Origin of the sequence: Geodermatophilus telluris, from assembly GCF_900102745.1 — a bacterium.
Classification (GTDB): Bacteria; Actinomycetota; Actinomycetes; order Mycobacteriales; family Geodermatophilaceae; genus Geodermatophilus; species Geodermatophilus telluris.
This window is the reverse complement of record NZ_FMZF01000001.1, coordinates 368,411-386,465: the sequence shown is the minus strand read 5'-3', so window position 1 is coordinate 386,465 and position 18,055 is coordinate 368,411. Positions and strand designations below refer to the sequence as shown.

At 74.4% G+C, this 18,055-nt stretch carries 15 protein-coding genes; 11 read left to right on the top strand and 4 right to left on the bottom strand.

The features are described from left to right. Positions 1-94: 94 nt before the first annotated feature. Positions 95-1,417 (top strand): MATE family efflux transporter, encoded by a 1,323-nt coding sequence (locus BLQ97_RS01855; RefSeq protein WP_091362695.1) that lies wholly within the window; start codon positions 95-97, stop codon positions 1,415-1,417. Positions 1,418-1,479: 62 nt separating this feature from the next. Here BLQ97_RS01855 and BLQ97_RS01850 read toward each other — a convergent pair whose 3' ends face one another. Beyond that, complete coding sequence (locus BLQ97_RS01850; protein WP_091362694.1) at positions 1,480-3,489, bottom strand: DUF6541 family protein; 2,010 nt, start codon at positions 3,487-3,489, stop codon at positions 1,480-1,482. A gap of 189 nt (positions 3,490-3,678) precedes the next feature. Here BLQ97_RS01850 and wzm point away from each other — a divergent pair, with 189 nt between their 5' ends. Genes wzm through glfT1 form a run of 3 tightly spaced genes read left to right on the top strand, consistent with a single transcriptional unit; the run spans position 3,679 to position 6,214 of the window. Further along, on the top strand, positions 3,679-4,512 hold the full coding sequence (gene wzm, locus BLQ97_RS01845) for a galactan export ABC transporter permease subunit Wzm/RfbD (protein WP_091362692.1): 834 nt from the start codon (positions 3,679-3,681) through the stop codon (positions 4,510-4,512). A gap of 2 nt (positions 4,513-4,514) precedes the next feature. Continuing rightward, positions 4,515-5,291, top strand: a complete 777-nt coding sequence (gene wzt, locus BLQ97_RS01840; protein WP_245691726.1) for a galactan export ABC transporter ATP-binding subunit Wzt/RfbE — start codon at positions 4,515-4,517, stop codon at positions 5,289-5,291. Further along, complete coding sequence (glfT1, locus tag BLQ97_RS01835) at positions 5,288-6,214, top strand: galactofuranosyltransferase GlfT1 (RefSeq protein WP_091362690.1); 927 nt, start codon at positions 5,288-5,290, stop codon at positions 6,212-6,214. The genes wzt and glfT1 overlap by 4 nt, the downstream gene beginning before the upstream one ends. Positions 6,215-6,283: 69 nt before the next feature. On the opposite strand, the gene BLQ97_RS01830 is transcribed toward glfT1, so the two are convergent. Next, positions 6,284-8,230: a glycosyltransferase gene (locus tag BLQ97_RS01830; protein WP_091362688.1), complete on the bottom strand. Its 1,947-nt coding sequence runs from the start codon at positions 8,228-8,230 to the stop codon at positions 6,284-6,286. 19 nt (positions 8,231-8,249) lie between these two features. After that, positions 8,250-9,437 carry a UDP-galactopyranose mutase gene (glf, locus tag BLQ97_RS01825; RefSeq protein ID WP_091362686.1) on the bottom strand — a complete coding sequence of 396 codons (1,188 nt, stop codon included), beginning with the start codon at positions 9,435-9,437 and terminating at the stop codon, positions 8,250-8,252. A 160-nt stretch (positions 9,438-9,597) separates the two neighbouring features. Here glf and BLQ97_RS01820 point away from each other — a divergent pair, with 160 nt between their 5' ends. The 7 genes from BLQ97_RS01820 (at position 9,598) to BLQ97_RS01790 (ending at position 17,057) form a co-directional block, all read left to right on the top strand. Continuing rightward, on the top strand, positions 9,598-10,542 hold the full coding sequence (locus tag BLQ97_RS01820) for a glycosyltransferase family 2 protein (protein WP_091362684.1): 945 nt from the start codon (positions 9,598-9,600) through the stop codon (positions 10,540-10,542). Further along, on the top strand, positions 10,539-11,636 hold the full coding sequence (locus BLQ97_RS01815; RefSeq protein ID WP_091362682.1) for a mannose-1-phosphate guanylyltransferase: 1,098 nt from the start codon (positions 10,539-10,541) through the stop codon (positions 11,634-11,636). Before BLQ97_RS01820 ends, BLQ97_RS01815 begins: the two co-directional genes overlap by 4 nt. 156 nt (positions 11,637-11,792) lie before the next feature. Beyond that, positions 11,793-13,880 carry an acyltransferase family protein gene (locus tag BLQ97_RS01810; protein WP_175471554.1) on the top strand — a complete coding sequence of 696 codons (2,088 nt, stop codon included), beginning with the start codon at positions 11,793-11,795 and terminating at the stop codon, positions 13,878-13,880. 104 nt (positions 13,881-13,984) lie between these two features. Continuing rightward, a complete protein-coding gene (locus tag BLQ97_RS01805) occupies positions 13,985-14,767 on the top strand; it encodes a glycosyltransferase family 2 protein (RefSeq protein ID WP_091363813.1) in 783 nt (260 codons plus the stop codon). Then, the gene (locus BLQ97_RS01800) at positions 14,764-15,225 is read left to right on the top strand and encodes a DUF2304 domain-containing protein (protein WP_091362679.1); all 462 of its coding nucleotides are present in this window, start codon (positions 14,764-14,766) and stop codon (positions 15,223-15,225) included. The genes BLQ97_RS01805 and BLQ97_RS01800 overlap by 4 nt, the downstream gene beginning before the upstream one ends. A 52-nt stretch (positions 15,226-15,277) precedes the next feature. Then, positions 15,278-16,048, top strand: coding sequence for an SDR family NAD(P)-dependent oxidoreductase (locus BLQ97_RS01795; RefSeq protein WP_091363810.1), 771 nt, complete (start codon positions 15,278-15,280; stop codon positions 16,046-16,048). 40 nt (positions 16,049-16,088) lie between these two features. Then, positions 16,089-17,057, top strand: a complete 969-nt coding sequence (locus tag BLQ97_RS01790; RefSeq protein ID WP_245691725.1) for a DNA-3-methyladenine glycosylase family protein — start codon at positions 16,089-16,091, stop codon at positions 17,055-17,057. 116 nt (positions 17,058-17,173) lie between these two features. Here the strand turns inward: BLQ97_RS01790 and rfbA are convergent, their stop codons facing one another. Next, positions 17,174-18,040 (bottom strand): glucose-1-phosphate thymidylyltransferase RfbA, encoded by an 867-nt coding sequence (gene rfbA, locus BLQ97_RS01785; protein WP_091362677.1) that lies wholly within the window; start codon positions 18,038-18,040, stop codon positions 17,174-17,176. Positions 18,041-18,055: the final 15 nt, after the last annotated feature.

The window sequence follows — 18,055 nt, the reverse complement described above, 5'->3', positions numbered from 1 at the left end:
GTGGCTCGGGTGGTCGTGTCCCCGGCCCGAACCGGTCGTTCCCCGCGACGGCCCAGCCCCGGAGAGGAAGGCGCGACATGCCGTGCCGCCAGTCGTGAGCGGGTCACCCCTCGACACCGGGACCGCCGCTGCCACACCCCGGCGCGGCCGGGTCGCGAGCCTGCTGGCCTCCCCGGCCGCCCGCTCCGGCCTGCTGCTGCTGGTCTGCTCGGTGGCCGGGCACCTCGGCAACTACCTGTACTACGTCCTCGCCGCCCGCGCGCTCACGCCCGCGGAGTTCGCGGAGGTCAGCGCGATGACCGGCCTGGCCACCATCGCCTTCATGCCGGCCACCGGCGTGCAGGCCGCGCTGGCCCGCGAGATCGCCGCGCTCACCGCCCGCGGCCTCCCCGACGAGGCGCAGGGCCTCATCCGCTTCGTCACCCGCCGGATGGCCCTCGTGCAGGCCGGGCTGTTCGTCGTCCTGGTGGCGGGCACGCCCGCGGCGGTGGCGGTCCTCGAGCTCGGCTCGGTCGGCGTCTGGCTGACCGGCGTGCTGTGGATCGTGCTCGGCCTGGCCCTGCAGGTGAGCCAGGGCATCCACCAGGGCCGCGAGCACTTCGGCCGGGTCGGGGCCATCCTGGCCGGCCCGCTCGGCGTCCTGCGCGCGGTGCTGCTGGTCCCGCTGGCGGCCGTGGCCGGCGTCGTCGGCGCGCTCGGCGCCCTGGTGCTGGCCACCGTCGTCGGCCTGTTCCTGGCGCTCGGGCGCACCGGTGGCCGGCCCGCGCCGCGGACGCAGCGGGTCGCGCTCAACCTGCGCCCCGCGCTCGTGGCGCTCGTGGCGTTCGCGTCGCTGACCAACCTCGACGTCATCGTCGCCAAGGTGACGCTCGAGCCCACGGAGGCCGGCCTCTACGCCTCGGCCGCGCTGCTGGGCAAGATCGCGCTCTACGGGCCCTCGGCGCTCGCGCTCATGCTGCTGCCCAAGGTCTCGGCCCGGCTGGCGGCCGGCCTCAGCGTGCGCAGCCCGGCGCTGCTCACCCTGGCCGCGACCCTCGCCACCGGTGGCGCCGTCGCCCTCGTCGTCCTCCTGGCCCCGTCGTCGCTGGTGGTCGGCGTGTTCGGCGAGGCCTACGCCGACGCCTACGCGCTGGCCGCCCCGCTGGCCGCCGTCATGACGCTGCTCGCGCTGGTGTACGTCCACATCATGGTCACGCTGGCGCGCGGTGACCGCCGGCTCATCGGCGTCGTCGCCGTGGCCGCGGTCGCGCAGGCGGTCGGGCTGCTGGTGTTCGGCGACACCCCGGTCCGCATGGTCCTGGTGACCGCGGTCGTCGCCGTCGGCGTGCTGCTGGCGCACGAGGCGAGCTCGCGCTTCGGCATGGTCCGCCTGCTCCTCGCGGAGCCCGCGCCGGAGTCGCGCGCTCCGGCGGCCTGAGCCCCGGACGGCAGCGGGCCCGCACCCCGGGGGGTGCGGGCCCGCTGCCGTGGGTGCGGCCGTCAGCCGGTCTGGCCCCCGCCGTCCTCGGACGACGTCTCGCAGGCGGCCACCGGCTCGGTCGGGGTGTCGGTCAGGTCGACCTCGAAGACGCGGACGCCGGGCTCCCGGTGCACCAGCCGCAGCGACGGCGAGGCGTCGATGCCGCGCAGCCCGGGCATGCGGGTCATCCAGTCGCGCATGAAGCCGTTGCCGAGGAAGACGTAGCGGATGTCGAGGTCGTCGATCGCCGCGCGGACCTCCGGGTCGGAGTCCAGGCAGTTGAAGTGGCTGAGCAGCAGCTGCTGGGTCGGGCCCATCTCCCGGGAGATGAAGGCGGGGTTGACGACGTGGCCGAAGAGGGGCCGCAGGCCCGCCTCGGCCGACAGGTAGGCGGACCCGTCGTTCGGGTCGTTCATGACGGTCCCCCCGGTCGAGTGGTCCGCCAGCCACTGCATGGCGTCGATCTCGTCCGCGTCGAGCGTGTGGTCGTTCTGGTGGTTCTCGGCCACGCGCTCGGCGTTGCGGTCGGCGTACAGCCCGTTGGAGGCCAGGACGACGAGCAGCAGGCCGGCGGCGACGAGGGCGCTGCCGGCGACCTGCGGGGACAGCCGCACCCGGCCCGCACCGGGGAGCCGCCGCAGCGCCCGGAGGGCGCCGGCGGCCAGGGCGTCGAGGCCGTGGGCGGCCAGGGGGGCCATGCCGAGCACGGCCAGCGCCGCGAACCGCCACCGGTCGTTCCACCACGGGCGGGTCAGGTCGGCGACGAGCTCGTTGTCGGAGGCCGCCGAGGCCACGAACAGCGCGAAGCCGATGGCCGCCCCGCCGGCCCAGGCCCAGACCCAGCGGGCCCGGGTGATCGTCAGGAGGCCGACGACGACCAGGGCCGCCAGCCAGTACTGCGGCGCCGGCGCCGAGTGGTTGAGGAAGAGCAGGTCACCGACGGCCTGACCGGGGCTCTCCACCGCGGGCCAGTCGATGTCGACCGCCCGCTCGTTGGTCGCGACGGCACCGAGGACGGCCGGGACGGCGAGCAGGAGCGCCGCCGCGCCACCCCCCAGCAGGACGAGCAGGTCGCCGCGGAGGGTGCTGGGCGCGGACCACCAGCGGGCGACGAGGTAGACGACCACGAACAGGGCCGCCGACAGGGCGGTGCTCGGGTGCAGGCCGAGCAGGCCCGCCCCGCCCAGGGCCACCAGCAGGGTCGTCGCCGCCCGGCGGTCGGCGAGCACCGCGTCGAGCAGCAGGACGAACGCCGGGATCAGCGCCACCCCGATGGCGTAGGGGAGCAGCGGGCCGCGCCACAGCACGTCGTAGGGGAAGGGCGCGAAGCCGGCCAGCAGCACGGGGGTGACGGCCGTGACGGCCAGCGGCGCGCCGAACCGGTGCAGCAGGCCGGCCAGGCCCATGCCCGCGACCAGGCACACCAGCATCGTCTGGCTGTTCAGGACCTCGAACACCGAGGCGCCGGTGAGGTCGCGGATCGTCGCGCCCAGCGCGTGGTAGGTGTTCGGGTAGTAGAAGTCCGTCGTCTCCCAGTCGTTGATCCGCGCCATGGCCGACGGGGCGATGTCGCCGGAGTCGGCGATCAGCCGCAGCGCGTTGCCGTGGAAGACGGCGTCCCAGTCCTGGTTGAGGTCGTCCAGGCCGCCGAAGCCGACCCGGAAGACGGCCGCCGCCAGGCCCCCACCCGCGAGGACGCCGCCGACGACGACCCAGTCCCGCCAGCCCGGGCGGGACGGGCGCACCAGCTCCACGCGGCGGCGCAGGGGCAGGTCCCGTCGGGTCACCGCGCGCAGGCCGACGACGACCGCGCCGGTGACGACCGTGACCAGCACCAGCGTCCACGGCTCCCACGGCAGGGGGACGTAGGACGCCGCGGTCGCCGTCGCCGTCACCATGCCGTAGGTCAGCAGCGGGGCGACGGCCACGGAGGTCCCGGGGCGCAGCCCGGCGAGCACGGCGACGACCAGTCCCGGGACGGTGAGGACCAGGAGGCCGGCCAGGGGGACGAGGACGTCGTGCAGGGTCACGGGGGAGGGTCCAGACTGTGCGATCGGCCGCTCGGCCGGGTGGACATCGCGGCCACGGTACGTCAGGCGGTCCTCGCGCCAGCCCCTGCGACGGGCCGGTCCGGTCCACCTGGAACCGGCAGTCACACCGGTCCCGCCGACCCCAGCGCGACCCGCCCCGCACCGACCGCGCAGGTAGCGTGGACCAGCGTGGCACTCGCACAACCGGCCGGCCGGACCCTCGCTGCGGCCGTCGCCGACCTGCAGCGCGGCTGGGGACAGCGGAGCCTGTGGGGGCACCTCGGCTGGCAGGACATCCGCCAGCGCTACCGGCGCTCGGTCCTCGGCCCGGTCTGGATCACCATCAGCATGGCGGTCACCGCCGTCGCGCTGGGCATCCTGTACTCGGGGCTGTTCGACATCGAGCTGTCCCGGTTCCTGCCGCACGTGCTCGTCGGCTTCATCGTCTGGAACTTCGTCAGCGGCTGCATCACCGAGGGCTCCGAGGTCTTCATCGCCAACGAGGGGCTGATCAAGCACCTGCCCGCGCCGCTGTCGGTGCACGTCTACCGCCTGGTGTGGCGGCAGGCGCTGTTCTTCGCGCACAACATGATCGTCTACCTGGTCATGCTGCTGGTCTTCCCCCAGCCGCTGCGGTGGACGGTCCTCGCCGCGGTCCCGGCCTTCCTGCTGCTGGCGCTCAACGGCGCCTGGGCCTCCCTCGCCATCGGCGTCATCACCGCGCGCTTCCGCGACATCCTGCCGATCACGCAGAGCGTCGTGCAGCTGGCCTTCTTCCTGACGCCGATCGTCTGGGTCTACGACGACCTGATCAACAGCCCGAACCCCGCGATCGCCGAACGGGCCCGGCTCGCCGAGTTCAACCCCTTCCTGCACTTCGTGGAGATCATCCGCCGCCCGCTGCTGGGCCAGGACCAGCAGCTGCGGTACTGGGTGGTCGTCCTCGCCATCACGGTGGTCGGCTGGGCCTTCACGATGCTCGTGATGCGCCGCTACCGCTCTCGCGTCTCCTACTGGGTGTGAACGTGGACTCCGACAGCACGGTGACGACCAGCGCGCCGGTCAGCATCACGACCACGGGCGCCTGCGTCGACTTCCCCATCTTCGACGCCAAGAGCCGGTCGCTGAAGAAGACCGTCATGGGACTGGTCGGCGGCAACATCGACAGCGCCGCCAAGGTGCCCGTCATCGAGGCGCTGCGGGACATCACCCTCACCCTCGAGCACGGCGCCCGGGTCGGCCTGGTCGGCCACAACGGCGCCGGCAAGTCCACGCTGCTGCGGCTGCTGTCGGGCATCTACGAGCCGACCCGCGGCCACGCGGAGGTCCGCGGCCGCGTCGCGCCGGTGTTCGACCTCGGCGTCGGCATGGACCCGGAGATCTCCGGACTCGAGAACATCATGATCCGCGGCCTGTTCCTCGGGATGACCCGCAAGCAGATGGAGCAGCGGGTCGACGACATCGCCGAGTTCACCGAGCTCGGCGACTTCCTCCGCATGCCGCTGCGCACCTACTCCACCGGCATGCGGGTGCGCCTGGCCCTGGGTGTGGTCACCAGCATCGACCCGGAGATCCTGCTGCTCGACGAGGGGATCGGCGCGGTCGACGCCGCGTTCCTCGAGAAGTCCAAGCAGCGGCTGGTCGAGCTCGTCGAGCGCTCGGGCCTGCTGGTGTTCGCCTCGCACTCCGACGAGTTCCTGCGCGAGCTCTGCGACACCGCGATCTGGATGGAGCACGGGCGGATCAAGCAGCAGGGCGACCTCGACGAGGTGCTGCGCGCCTACAAGGGCCTGCCCGCGTGACGGCGCCGGGGGCCGCCCCGACGCCCGCGGCGGGGGAGTGCGTCGTCGCCGTCGTCGTCACCCGGCACCGGCGGGAGCTGCTCGCGGAGAGCCTGGCCGCCGTCGCCGGCCAGACCCGCCGGGTCGACCACGTCGTCGTCGTCGACAACGGCCCGGACCGCTCGGCCGCCGACGTCGTCGCCGCCAGCGGGCTGCCGGCCACCCACCTGCCCAGCCGCCGCAACCTCGGCGGCGCCGGCGGGTTCGCCTACGGCATGCTGCACGCCCTCGCGCTCGGCGCGGACTGGGTCTGGTGCGCCGACGACGACGGCCGGCCCGCCGACGAGACGGTGCTGGCCACGCTGCTGGCCGCCGCCGAGCGGCACGGCCTGGCCGAGGTCAGCCCGCTGGTCACCGACATGGCCGACCCCGACCGGCTGGCCTTCCCGCTGCGCCGCGGGCTGCGCTGGCGGCGGCACCGCAGCGACTTCGCCGGCCTGGACCTGCTGCCGAGCTACGCCTCGCTGTTCAACGGGGCGCTGTTCCGGGCCGAGGCGCTCGACGTCGTCGGCGTCCCGGACTACCGGCTGTTCTTCCGCGGCGACGAGACCGAGGTCCACCGCCGGATGCTGCGCGCCGGCCTGCCCTTCGGCACCTGCCCGCAGGCGGCCTACCTGCACCCGGAGGGGACGACGGAGTTCGCGCCCATCCTCGGCGGGCGGCTGTCGGCGCAGTACCCGGCCGACGAGGTCAAGCGGTACTTCACCTACCGCAACCGCGGCTACCTCATGGCCCAGCCGGGCATGCGCTGGCTGCGGCCGCTGGAGACGGTCCGCTTCGGCTGGTTCTTCCTGGTCTCCCGCCGCGACCGCGCCGGCTGGCGCGAGTGGCGGCGGCTGACCCGCGCCGGCCGCCGGGAACGGCTCGCCCGGCCCACCTCCTGACGACGAGGGCCCCGCACCGGGTCGGTGCGGGGCCCTCGTCGCGTCCGGCCCTCCGCGGAGGGCCCGCCCTCAGCCGCGGACGTCCTCGGCGAGGAACGCCTTCTCCCAGCTCTCGGGCGAGGTGAGCTCGCCGAGGCTGGCGCGGTACTGCTCGGCCAGGGCGGGGAACTCGCGGTAGAGCCGCACGTGCACCCGGATCGAGTGCCGCAGCATCCGCCAGAAGGTGTCCGGCTCCCGGCGCCGGAAGGTGACGCCGCGGCCGTCGGCGGTGCCGACCGTCGCACTGTCCAGCCGCGAGAGCAGGAACCAGCGCGCGTCCTGCGCGCTGATGTTGAGCTCCGGCTGGTCCTGCGCCCCCGGCTTGGGCTTGCGCAGGTTGTGCACCAGCGCGCCGAGCAGGGTGCGGCCGATGGTCACCGGGGTCGTCGGCGGCTTCATGAACCGCTCGGCCTTGACCGCGCCCATCGAGGGCAGCGGCAGGTCCGACGACGACGGCAGCACCCGGCCGTCCGGGTAGTCGCCCTGGTGCTCCAGCGCCGTGGGCAGCGCGGTGGGCAGCAGCGGGAACAGCCGGGAGGGGCCGGCGAGGAAGTCGTCGTAGGCGCGGTGGTGCAGGGCCGCGGTGGCGTACTGCAGCATGATCAGGAACTTCAGGTCGAACTTGAAGGTGTCCCGCAGCAGCGTCCCGCCCCGCTTGTACTGGCTGTGCAGCGCGGCGGCGACCAGGCGGTTGCGGGTGTGGAAGTACGCCTGCCAGCCGGCGGTGTCGTCCTTGTCGCTCCAGGACAGGTGCCAGACGGCGGCGCCGGGCAGGGTCGCCACCGGGAACCCGTTCTCCCGCGCACGGATGCCGTACTCGGCGTCGTCCCACTTGATGAAGACCGGCAGCGCGAAGCCGAGCCGCTCGAGCGCCTCGCGGGGGATCAGGCACATCCACCAGCCGGTGTAGTCCACGTCGACCCGGCGGTGCAGGTCCTCGGACTCGCGCAGGTTCTCCTTGGCGAAGTCGTGCGCGTACTCGGTGTTGGGGGCCGCCCGCCAGAAGAACTTGTCCGGGGCCACGACCTCGCCCATGGTGTGCAGCACCGAGCGGTCCTGCAGGGCCAGCATCTGGCCACCGACGAGCATCGGGGTCTTGGTGAACCGCGCGAAGGCGAAGACCCGCGCGATGCTGTCGGGCTCGAGCTGCACGTCGTCGTCGAGCAGCAGGTGGTGGGTGGCGTCGGTGTGGGTCAGGCTCTCGTACATCGTGCGGGAGAACCCGCCGCTGCCGCCCAGGTTGCCCTGCTCCACCAGCCGCAGCCGGCCCTCCAGGCCCGACTCGACGGCCGCGAAGCCGGCGGCGTCGCGGACCTTCTTGTTCCCCTGGTCGGCCACGACCACCGTGCTGATCAGCTCGCGCACCACGTCGTCGCCGGCCAGCGCCCGGAGGGCGGCGACGCAGTCGTCCGGCCGGTTGAAGGTGCAGATGCCGACGGAGAGGCGCGCGTCGCGCTCCGGTGCCTGGGCCGCGTACCAGGCGGCGTCCCGGACCGTCACGGAGTCGTCGTCGGCGGTGAGGTCGAACCAGTACCAGCCACCGTCCACGAACGGCGTCAGGTCCAGCTCGAACTCCACCCGGCGGTCCTCGCCGGTGGTGGTGGCGCCGGTGACGTGGATGATGCTGCCGTCGGCCTTGGACCGGTAGACGTCGATGCGACCCGGCCCGCTGAGCGTCATCCCCAGCACGACCTCGCGCAGCACCGTCCACCGCCGCCAGTAGCTGGCGGGGAAGGCGTTGAAGTACGTGGCGAAGGAGACCTCGTGGCCGGCCGCCACCGTGGCGTCCCCGCGCGTCGCCGAGCGCACGCGCGTCGTGCGGTCCTCGTCGACGTAGAGGGAGCGGACCTTCAGCGGGTCACCGGGACGCGGCAGGATCACCCGCTGCAGGAGGGTGACGGCCTTGCCGGAGGCGAGGTCCTCGGCCGAGAGCTCGCTCACCCGTTCCGGGGAGACCGGGGAGTGCGTCGTCGTCATGCGGGGTCAGTCCTCGGGGTCAGTCGTCGAGGCGGCCGTCGAGCGAGCCGCCCTCGTCGAAGAAGGGGCGGATGCGGTTGTCGAACATGGAGAGGGCCGAGCCGATGGCCATGTGCATGTCGAGGTACTTGTAGGTACCCAGCCGGCCGCCGAAGAGCACCCGCTTCTCCGCGGCCTCCTGCTTGGCCAGCTCGCGGTAGCGCTCCAGCTTCGCCCGGTCCTCGGGCGTGTTGATCGGGTAGTACGGCTCGTCGCCGGTCTCGGCGAAGCGCGAGTACTCGCGGACGACGACGGTCCTGTCGGCCGGGTAGTCCCGCTCGGGGTGGAAGTGCCGGAACTCGTGGATCCGGGTGAACGGCACGTCCTCGTCGGCGTAGTTCATCACCGAGGTGCCCTGGAAGTCACCGATCGGCAGCACCTCGGTCTCGAAGTCCAGCGTGCGCCAGCCGAGCTCGCCGGCCTCGTAGCCGAAGTACTTGTCGATCGGGCCGGTGAACACCGTCGGCACGTCGGCGGGCAGCTCGTCGCGGACGTCGAACCAGTCCGTGGAGAGGCGCACCTCGATGTTCGGGTGGTCGGCCATCTTCTGCAGCCACGCCGTGTAGCCGTCCTTCGGGAGGCCCTCGTACGTGTCGTTGAAGTACCGGTTGTCGAAGGTGTAGCGCACCGGCAGGCGGGCGATGACCGCGGCGGGCAGCTCGGTCGGGTCGGTCTGCCACTGCTTCTTCGTGTAGCCGCGGATGAACGCCTCGTAGAGCGGCCGGCCGATCAGCGAGATCGCCTTCTCCTCGAGGTTCCTCGCCTCGGCGGTGTCGATCTCGCCGGCCTGCTCGGCCACCAGCGCGCGGGCCTCGGAGGGGGAGAAGCTCTTGCCGAAGTACTGGCAGATCGTGGCCAGGTTCATCGGCAGCGAGTAGGTCTGCCCCTGGTAGATCGAGTAGACCTTGTGCTGGTAGCCCGTGAACTCGGTGAACTGGTTGACGTACTGCCAGACCCGCTCGTTGGACGTGTGGAACAGGTGGGCGCCGTAGACGTGCACCTCGATGCCCGTCTCGGGCTCCGGCGCGGAGTAGGCGTTGCCCCCGATGTGGTCACGACGGTCGAGGACGAGCACGCGCTTGTCCAGCTGGCTGGCCACCCGTTCGGCGACGGTCAGGCCGAAGAAACCGGAACCGACGACGACGAGGTCAGGACGGGCTGAGGTCACGCCTGGCGACTGTACCGGCGGGGCAGGTGTCGCTCCGGCTCCCGCGGGGCTGCCGGGCCGCTTCGTGACGGGACCGTCCCCCTCGTCCCAGCGGTCCCACCCGCCCCGCCTCTCCGGCGTCCGCGCCCGGGCGGCCGGGCCCGCCTCCTAGAGTCGCCCCGTGCCCCGCCCAGCTCCCGACCGGCCGTTGCGCGTGGTGGCGGTGACCTACTCGCCCGGCGAGGCCCTCGAGGGCTTCGTGACCTCCCTGGCCGAGGCCACCACCCGCCCGGTCGAGGTCGTCCTCGCCGACAACGGCTCCACCGACGGCGTCCCCGAGGACGTCGCCGCGCGCCACGCCCACGTCCGGCTGCTGCGCACCGGCGGCAACGTCGGCTACGGCGCGGCGGTCAACGCCGGCCTGGCCGGGGTGGCGGAGGGGTACGCCCTCGTGGCCAACCCCGACGTCCGCTTCGAGCCCGGCTCGCTCGACGAGCTGCTCGCCGTCGCGGCCCGCTGGCCGCGGGCGGCCACCGTCGGCCCGGCCATCCGGACCCCGGAGGGGGAGCTGTACCCGTCCGCGCGCGACCTGCCGCGGCTGTCGACCGGCGCCGGGCACGCGCTGCTGGGGTGGGCGTGGCCGGCCAACCCGTGGACGGCGCGGTACCGCCGCGAGCGCGAGGCACCGCGCGAGCGCACCGCCGGCTGGCTGTCGGGCTCCTGCTTCCTCGTCGACCTCGAGGCGTTCTGGTCGGTGGGCGGCTTCGACCCCGGCTACTTCATGTACTTCGAGGACGTCGACCTCGCCGAGCGGCTGGGGCGGGCCGGCTGGCTGCACGTGTACGCGCCCTCGGCGGTCGTGGTGCACGAGGGCGGGCACGCCACCCGGCGCGAGCCGCACCGCATGGCGCGGGTGCACCACACCAGCGCGCTGCGCTACCTGTCCGGCCGGCACCCCGGCCGGCGCAACGCCCCGCTGCGGGGCGCCCTGCGGGCCGGGCTCGGCGCCCGGATGCTGGTCTCCTACGTCAGCGGCCGGGTGGCCGCCGGGGCCCGGTTCCAGCGCCGCGCCGACGACGTCGGCCGGTCGGCCCGCACCCGGACCCGTCAGGAGGCGTCGGCATGAGGCACGCGGTCGTCATGGCCGGCGGCTCGGGCACGCGGCTGTGGCCGCTGTCGCGCGCCGCCCGGCCCAAGCAGCTGCTCGACGTGGTCAGCAGCGGGGACGGCGGCGCGCACAGCCTGCTGGCCGAGGCGTTCACCCGGCTGGAGGCGGTGCTGCCCGCCGAGCGGATCTGGGTGTGCACCGCCGCGCGCTACGGCGCGCAGGTGCGGGCCGCCCTGCCCCGGCTGCGGCCCGACCGGCTGGTGCTCGAGCCGGTCGCCCGCGACACCGCCAACGCCGTCGGGCTGGCCGCCGCCCTGGTGGCCGAGGCCGACCCCGACGCCGAGCTCGCCGTCGTCAGCGCCGACCACGTGATCCGGCCGGTCGAGCGGTTCGCCGCCGCGCTGACCACCGCCTTCGACGCCCTGGCCGAGCGGCCGCGGGCGCTGGTCACCCTGGGCATCCGGCCCACCGCCCCGGCCACCGGGTTCGGCTACGTCCGCCGGGGCCCGGCCACCGGGGTGCCCGGGGTCGCCGAGGCCGCCGCCTTCAAGGAGAAGCCCGACCGCGCCACCGCCGAGGCCTACCTGGCGTCGGGGGAGTACCTGTGGAACTCCGGCATGTTCGTCTGGCGGGCCCGCACCGTGCTCGACGCGCTGGCCGACCACCTGCCGGCGTCCGCGGAGGGGCTGGCCCGGGTCGTGGCCGCGCCGGCGGGGACCGACCGCGACGCCGTCCTCGCCGAGGTGTTCCCGACGCTGCCCAAGACCAGCGTCGACTACGCCGTCCTCGAGCCCGCCGCCACCGAGCCGGGCCGGGTGCTGGTCGCCGACCTCGACGTCGACTGGCTCGACGTCGGCTCGTGGCCGGCGCTGGCGCAGACCCTGGCCACCGCCGACGGCAACGCGGTCGGCGGGCTGGCGGTGACCCTCGACAGCGCGGGCAACATCGTCTTCAGCGACGACCCGGAGCACCTGGTCGCGCTGGTCGGCGTCCGCGACAGCGTGGTGGTGGCCACCGCCGACGTCACGATGGTGTGCCCGGTCTCCGACGCCGAGCGGGTCAAGCAGCTGCTGGCCGCGGTCGAGCAGGGGCACGGCGCGCGGTACAGCTGACCGCGCGACCGCGCTCCCGGCGCGTGTGACCCTTCCGTCACACCCACCCCGTCGGCGTCCGCACCGGACGCCCCGGGGCCGTTACCGTGGCGAGGGCCGCCTGTCCCGGTGGTCCCCGACCGCCGCCGGCGGACGCACCCCCAACGGAGATCGCCCGTGCTCTCGCTCCGCGCGCCCGAAGCGCCCGCCACCCCCCGGGAGCGGACCTTCCTGCCCGAGGTGCAGGCCCTCCGCGCGCTCGCCGTGCTGCTGGTCGTCGTCTACCACCTGTGGCCCAACCGGCTGACCGGCGGCTACGTCGGCGTCGACGTCTTCTTCGTCATCTCCGGGTTCCTCATCACCTCGCACCTGCGGCGCGAGGTGGAGCGCACCGGGACGCTGTCGCTGCGGGCGTTCTACGCCCGGCGGGCGCGCCGGCTGCTGCCCGCGGCCCTGCTGGTCCTGCTGGTCACCGCGCTCGCCTCCGGCCTGCTGCTGCCGGTGAGCCGCTGGGCGGCCACCGCCGGCGACGTCCTGGCCAGCACCTTCTACGTGCAGAACTGGGCGCTGGCCGGCCGGGCGGTCGACTACTCCGCCTCGCAGGACGCCGCCTCCGTCGTCCAGCACTACTGGTCGCTGTCGGTGGAGGAGCAGTTCTACGCCGGCTGGCCGCTGCTCGTGCTCGCCCTGGTCTGGCTGGCCGGGCGCACCCGCTCCGGCCGCCCGCTGCTGCTGCCCGGCATCGCGGTGGTCACCGCCGCGTCGCTGGCCTGGTCGGTGTACTGGACGGCGACCGAGCCCGCCGCCGCCTACTTCCAGACGCCGACGCGCGTGTGGGAGCTCGGGGTCGGCGCGGTCCTGGCGCTCGGGCTCTCCGGCGCGCGGGCGCAGGCGCTGCTGGCGTCGGGCCCGATGGTGCCGGTCGTGCTGCGCTGGGCCGGCTTCGCCGCGATCGCCGTGGCGGCCGTGACCCTCTCCAGCGCCTCGCCGTTCCCGGGGTACCTCGCGCTGCTGCCCGTGCTGGGCACCGCGGCGGTCATCGCGGCGGGCGACACCGGGCCGCGCGACCCGTCGTCGCGGCTGGTCTCCCTCGCGCCCACCCAGTTCGTCGGCGACGTCTCCTACGCCGTCTACCTGTGGCACTGGCCGCTGATCGTGCTGGCCCCCTTCGCCCTCGCCCGGCCGCTGACCACCGTCGACAAGCTCGCCGTGCTGGCCGCCTCGCTGCTGCTCGCCTGGGGCACCCGCCAGCTGGTCGAGCAGCCGGCCCAGCAGTGGCGCCGCCTGCGGCGCCCCCTCGTCGTCGGCGTGTGCACCGTCGTGGCGATGGCGCTGGTCTCCGGCGTCGCCGCCTGGCAGTACCACCGGGTCGACGTCGCCCAGGCCGCCGCCCGCGACGAGCTGGCCGCGGCGCAGGAGGACCCGTGCTTCGGCGCCGGCTCGCTGGCCCCCGGCGCCACCGGCTGCGGCGACGTGTTCGGGCCGCCGGCGTCCCTCGTCCTCCCCGAGGACGACGCGCCGTGGTTCCGCGACCCCGCGTGCCGCCCGACCAGGGGCGGGCCGAGCGACACCGACCTCGGCGTGAAGACCTGCCGCTTCGGGACGGACGCGCCGACCCGGCGGGTGGCGCTGGTCGGCGACTCGCACGCCGAGCACTGGCGCGGCGCGGTGCACGAGATCGCCCGCCAGCAGGGCTGGGAGCTCGTGGAGATCTTCCGCGGCGCCTGCCCGGTCACCGAGGCCCGCGTGCTCGCCTTCCAGGGCGACGGCACCGACACCGAGGGCTGCGCCCGCTGGGGCGGGCAGGTCACCGACTGGCTGACCTCGCACGACGTCGACGCCGTCGTCACCACCTCCTTCACCACCGCCTTCACCTTCGCGGGCGAGGACTCCCTCGAGGCGGGCGCGCAGGGCTTCGCGGCCACCTGGACGGCCTGGCTCGACGCCGGGCTGGAGGTCGACGTGCTGCGCGACGTCCCGACGACGGGGCTGCCGCACGTCCCCGAGTGCCTGCAGGCCCACCCGGACGACCCGCGGGAGTGCTCGCGTCCCCGGGACGAGGCCGTGGTCCCCGACGCGGCGACCCTCGCCGCGGAGCGGATCGCCGCGCCGGGCCTGCACCTGGTCGACCTGACCGACTACTTCTGCGACGAGACGACCTGCTACACGGCGATCGGCGGCGCGGTCGTGTACTTCGACGCCAACCACCTGACCGCCCAGTACAGCCGCAGCCTGGCGCCCTTCCTGTTCGAGGAGCTCGTGTGACCGCCACCCGTACCGAGGAGTCGCCCGCCGTGGCGCCGTCGACAGGGGAGTCCGCCTCCGTCGCGGTCCGGCCGCCCGCCGCCACCGGGCTAGCATCCCGGGCGATGGCTGCAGCACACGGCGACCGTGGGCAGCTGGGGCTCCAGCCGCAGCTGCACCTGGCGACCTCCGACCAGCGCGACGGGCGCGCCCCCGGGCCGTGGGACGACACGGTCGTGGTGGTCCGCGTCTACAACGAGGCCTCCGTCGTCCGCGGGGTCATCGAGGAGCTCGTGCAGGCCGGCCTGGCGGTCATCGCCGTCGACGACGCCAGCACCGACGCCTCGGCCCGCGAGATCGACGCCGCCGGCGCGCTCCGGGTCAGCCACCCGGTCAACCTCGGCGCCGGCGGCGCGCTGCAGACCGGCTACGAGGCCGCGCTGCGCTTCACCGACGCCCGCTACATCGGCTGCTTCGACGCCGACGGCCAGCACCAGCTGTCGGACCTGCTGGCGATGGTCGAGCGCATCCGGGAGGGCTACGACGTCGTCATGGGCTCCCGCTTCCTCGACTCGCGCACCGCGATGAGCCCGCTGCGCCGGTTCATCCTGCGCGTGGCGACCCGGGTGATGAACCGCAAGTCGGGGCACCGGCTCACCGACGCGCACAACGGGCTGCGGCTGATCACCCGCGACGTCGCCTCGCGGATCCGGCTCTCGCACACCGGCATGGCCTACGCCTCGGAGCTCGAGGAGCAGCTGACCAGCCCCGACCTGCGGGTGGTCGAGCACCCGGTGCACATCCTCTACACCGACTACTCGCGGGCGAAGGGCCAGCCGCTGCTCAACAGCGTCAACATCCTGGCCGACACGATCGCCCACCGGATCAGTCACGGAGGCCGGTCGTGATCATCAAGTTCCTGCTCGTCCCGGCCCTGGTCATCGCCGTCTGGGCCTCGCTGCGCTCGCGCGCCTCGCTGCGCGGCCAGGCCCGCCGCAAGCTGCTGGCCGGGCTGACCGTCGTCGCCGGGGTGCTCGCGGTCATCTTCCCCAACGCCACCCAGTGGGCCGCCGACATCGTCGGCGTCACCCGCGGCACCGACCTGCTGCTCTACGTCCTCGCGCTGGTGATCATCTACCTGGTGGGCAGCACCAGCGTCCGGTTCCGCGAGCAGGAGTCCCGGCTGGTGCGGCTGTCCCGGCAGGTGGCCCTGGCCGAGGCGGAGGCCCGCATCGGGCTCGGGGTGACGCCGAACTTCCGCGGGCCCGGGCAGCGCGCCGCCCAGCAGCGGGAGGCCGTGCTCCTGCCGCCCGCCGGCGCGACCGTGGCCGCCCCGGCCGACCGCCCGCAGGTCGCGCAGGGCTGAGCGCCCGGAGGCGTCTGCGGACGTGGGCGGGGGCCGTGGTGTGATGCCGCGCATGCAGAACTTCGACGTCGCAGCTGTCGTGTCCGGCGGGGCCTCGGGCCTCGGGGAGGCCACCACCCGCGCGCTGGTCGCGCGCGGTGCCGCGGTGACCGTCCTGGACCTCAACGAGGAGCGCGGCGCCGCGCTGGCCGCCGAGCTGGGCGGGCACACGACCTTCGTCCGGACCGACGTCACCGACGAGTCGCAGGTGGCCGCCGCGATCGCCGACGCCACCGGCAAGGACCGGCCGCTGCGCGTCGCGGTCAACTGCGCGGGCATCGGCTGGGCACAGCGCACCGTGGGCAAGGGCAACGCCGCGCACGACCTCGACCCGTTCCTGCGCACCGTCATGGTCAACCTGGTCGGCACCTTCAACGTGCTGCGGCTGGCCGCCGCCGCGATGGCGGCCACCGAGCCCGACGAGGACGGGGAGCGCGGCGTCGTCGTCAACACGGCCTCGATCGCGGCGTTCGACGGGCAGATCGGGCAGGTCGCCTACGCCGCCTCCAAGGGCGGCATCGTCGGGCTGACGCTGCCCGCGGCGCGCGACCTGTCCAGCGTCGGGGTGCGGGTGTGCACCATCGCCCCGGGCCTGGTCGACACGCCGCTGCTGGGCAGCCTGCCCGAGGAGGCCCGCACGGCGCTGGCCAACGGCATCCCGTTCCCCAAGCGGCTGGGCCGCCCGGACGACTTCGCCCGGCTGGCCCTCGCCATCGTCGAGCACGGCTACCTCAACGGCGAGACCATCCGCATGGACGGCGCCCTGCGCATGGCCCCGCGCTGACCCCCGGGCCGCCGCCCCTCCCTCGTCCCCGGAGACCTGCGTGACCACCTCCCTGCCGGCCCCGACCCCGCCGGCACCCGCACCGCGGCCCGCCCTCGACGGCGCCGACTTCACCGACCGCTGGCGGCCGGACTGGCCCTTCGACCTGAGGGCGGTGCTGCGCCCGCACCAGCGCAGCGCCGGGGACCCCGCGATGCAGTGGGAGGGCGACGCCGTCTGGCGGACGACCACCACGCCGTGCGGGCCGGCGACGGTGCGCGTCACCTGCCGCGGCGGCGAGGTGCACGTGCAGGCGTGGGGGCCGGGCGCGGAGTGGGCGGGGACGGCGGTGCCGGGCTGGCTCGGTGCGGACGACTGCGCCGACGGCTTCGACCCCGACTGCCACCGGCTGGTCGGTGCGATCGCCCGGCGCACGCCCGACCTGCGGCTGGGCCGCACCGGGCGCACCTGGGACGCGCTGGTGCCGGCGGTGCTCGAGCAGAAGGTGACCGTGGTCGAGGCGCACCGGGTGTGGCGGGCGCTGCTGCGGCTGGCCGGTGACCCGGCGCCCGGACCGGCGCCCGCGGGCATGCGGGTGCTGCCCTCGCCGCGCCGGCTGCGCGAGGTCACCGACTGGGAGTGGCACCGCTGCGGCCTCGACGGCGCGCGGCGGCGGGCGCTGCTGCACGTCGCGTCGGTGGCGCACGCCCTCGAGCCGGACGACGGCTGCGACTCGGTGACGCTGCAGCGGAAGCTGCGCACGGTGCCCGGCATCGGGGTGTGGACGGCGGCCGAGGTCGTCCAGCGCACCCACGGCTGCCCGGACACCGTCAGCTACGGCGACTACCACCTGAAGAACCTGGTGGGCTGGTCGCTGGCCGGCCGGAAGACCGACGACGACGGGATGATGGAGCTGCTCGAGCCCTGGCGCGGGCACCGGCAGCGGGTGGTGCGGCTGCTGCACGTCGGCGGGAGCATGCCGCCCCGGCGCGGCCCGCGGACGGCGCCGACCGACCACCGCCGCATCTGAGCCCGGGCCGTCCTACCGCACCGCAGCGCGTCCTACCGCACCGCAGCGCGTCCTACCCGACGGTGGGCGGTCGGGTGGGACACGCCATGATCAGGTCACCTGATCGTCGCCGCCCCTCAGCGGCCGTCGAGGAGGCCGAGCAGGTAGTCGCCGTAGCCGCTCTTCGCCAGGGGTTCGGCGGCCCGGCGCAGGCCGTCGTCGTCGAGCCAGCCCTGCCGCCAGGCGACCTCCTCGATGCAGCCGATCTTGAGCCCCTGCCGCTCCTCGACCACGGACACGAACTCCGTGGCCTGGCGCAGCGAGGCGAAGGTCCCGGTGTCCAGCCACGCGGTGCCGCGGTCGAGCAGGGTGACGGTCAGCCGGCCCTGCCGCAGGTAGTGCTCGTTGACCTCGGTGATCTCCAGCTCACCCCGCGCGCTGGGCGAGATCCCGCGGGCCACCTCGACCACCGACGACTCGTAGAAGTACAGCCCGGGGACGGCGTAGGAGCTCTTCGGCGCGGCCGGCTTCTCCTCGATCGAGAGCACCGTCCCGGAGCGGTCGAACTCCACGACGCCGTAGTCCTGGGGGTTGGCGACGTGGTACGCGAACACGTGCCCGCCGTCGGGCTCGGGCAGCCGGCCCAGGGCGGTGCCGAGGCCGGCGCCGTAGAAGATGTTGTCGCCCAGCACCAGGGCCACCGACTCGTCGCCGACGAAAGCCGCGCCGATGAGGAACGCCTGCGCCAGCCCCTCGGGCCGCTCCTGGACGGCGTACTCGATCCGCATCCCCAGCCGCCCGCCGTCGCCCAGCAGCGCGCGGAAGGCCGCCTGGTCGGCGGGCGTGGTGATGACCAGCACCTCGCGGACGCCGGCCATCATCAGCGTCGACAGCGGGTAGTAGACCATCGGCTTGTCGTAGACCGGCATCAACTGCTTGCTGACCGCCTGGGTGATGGGGAAGAGGCGGCTGCCCGTGCCCCCGGCCAGGATGATCCCGCGCATGACCGGCGACGCTAG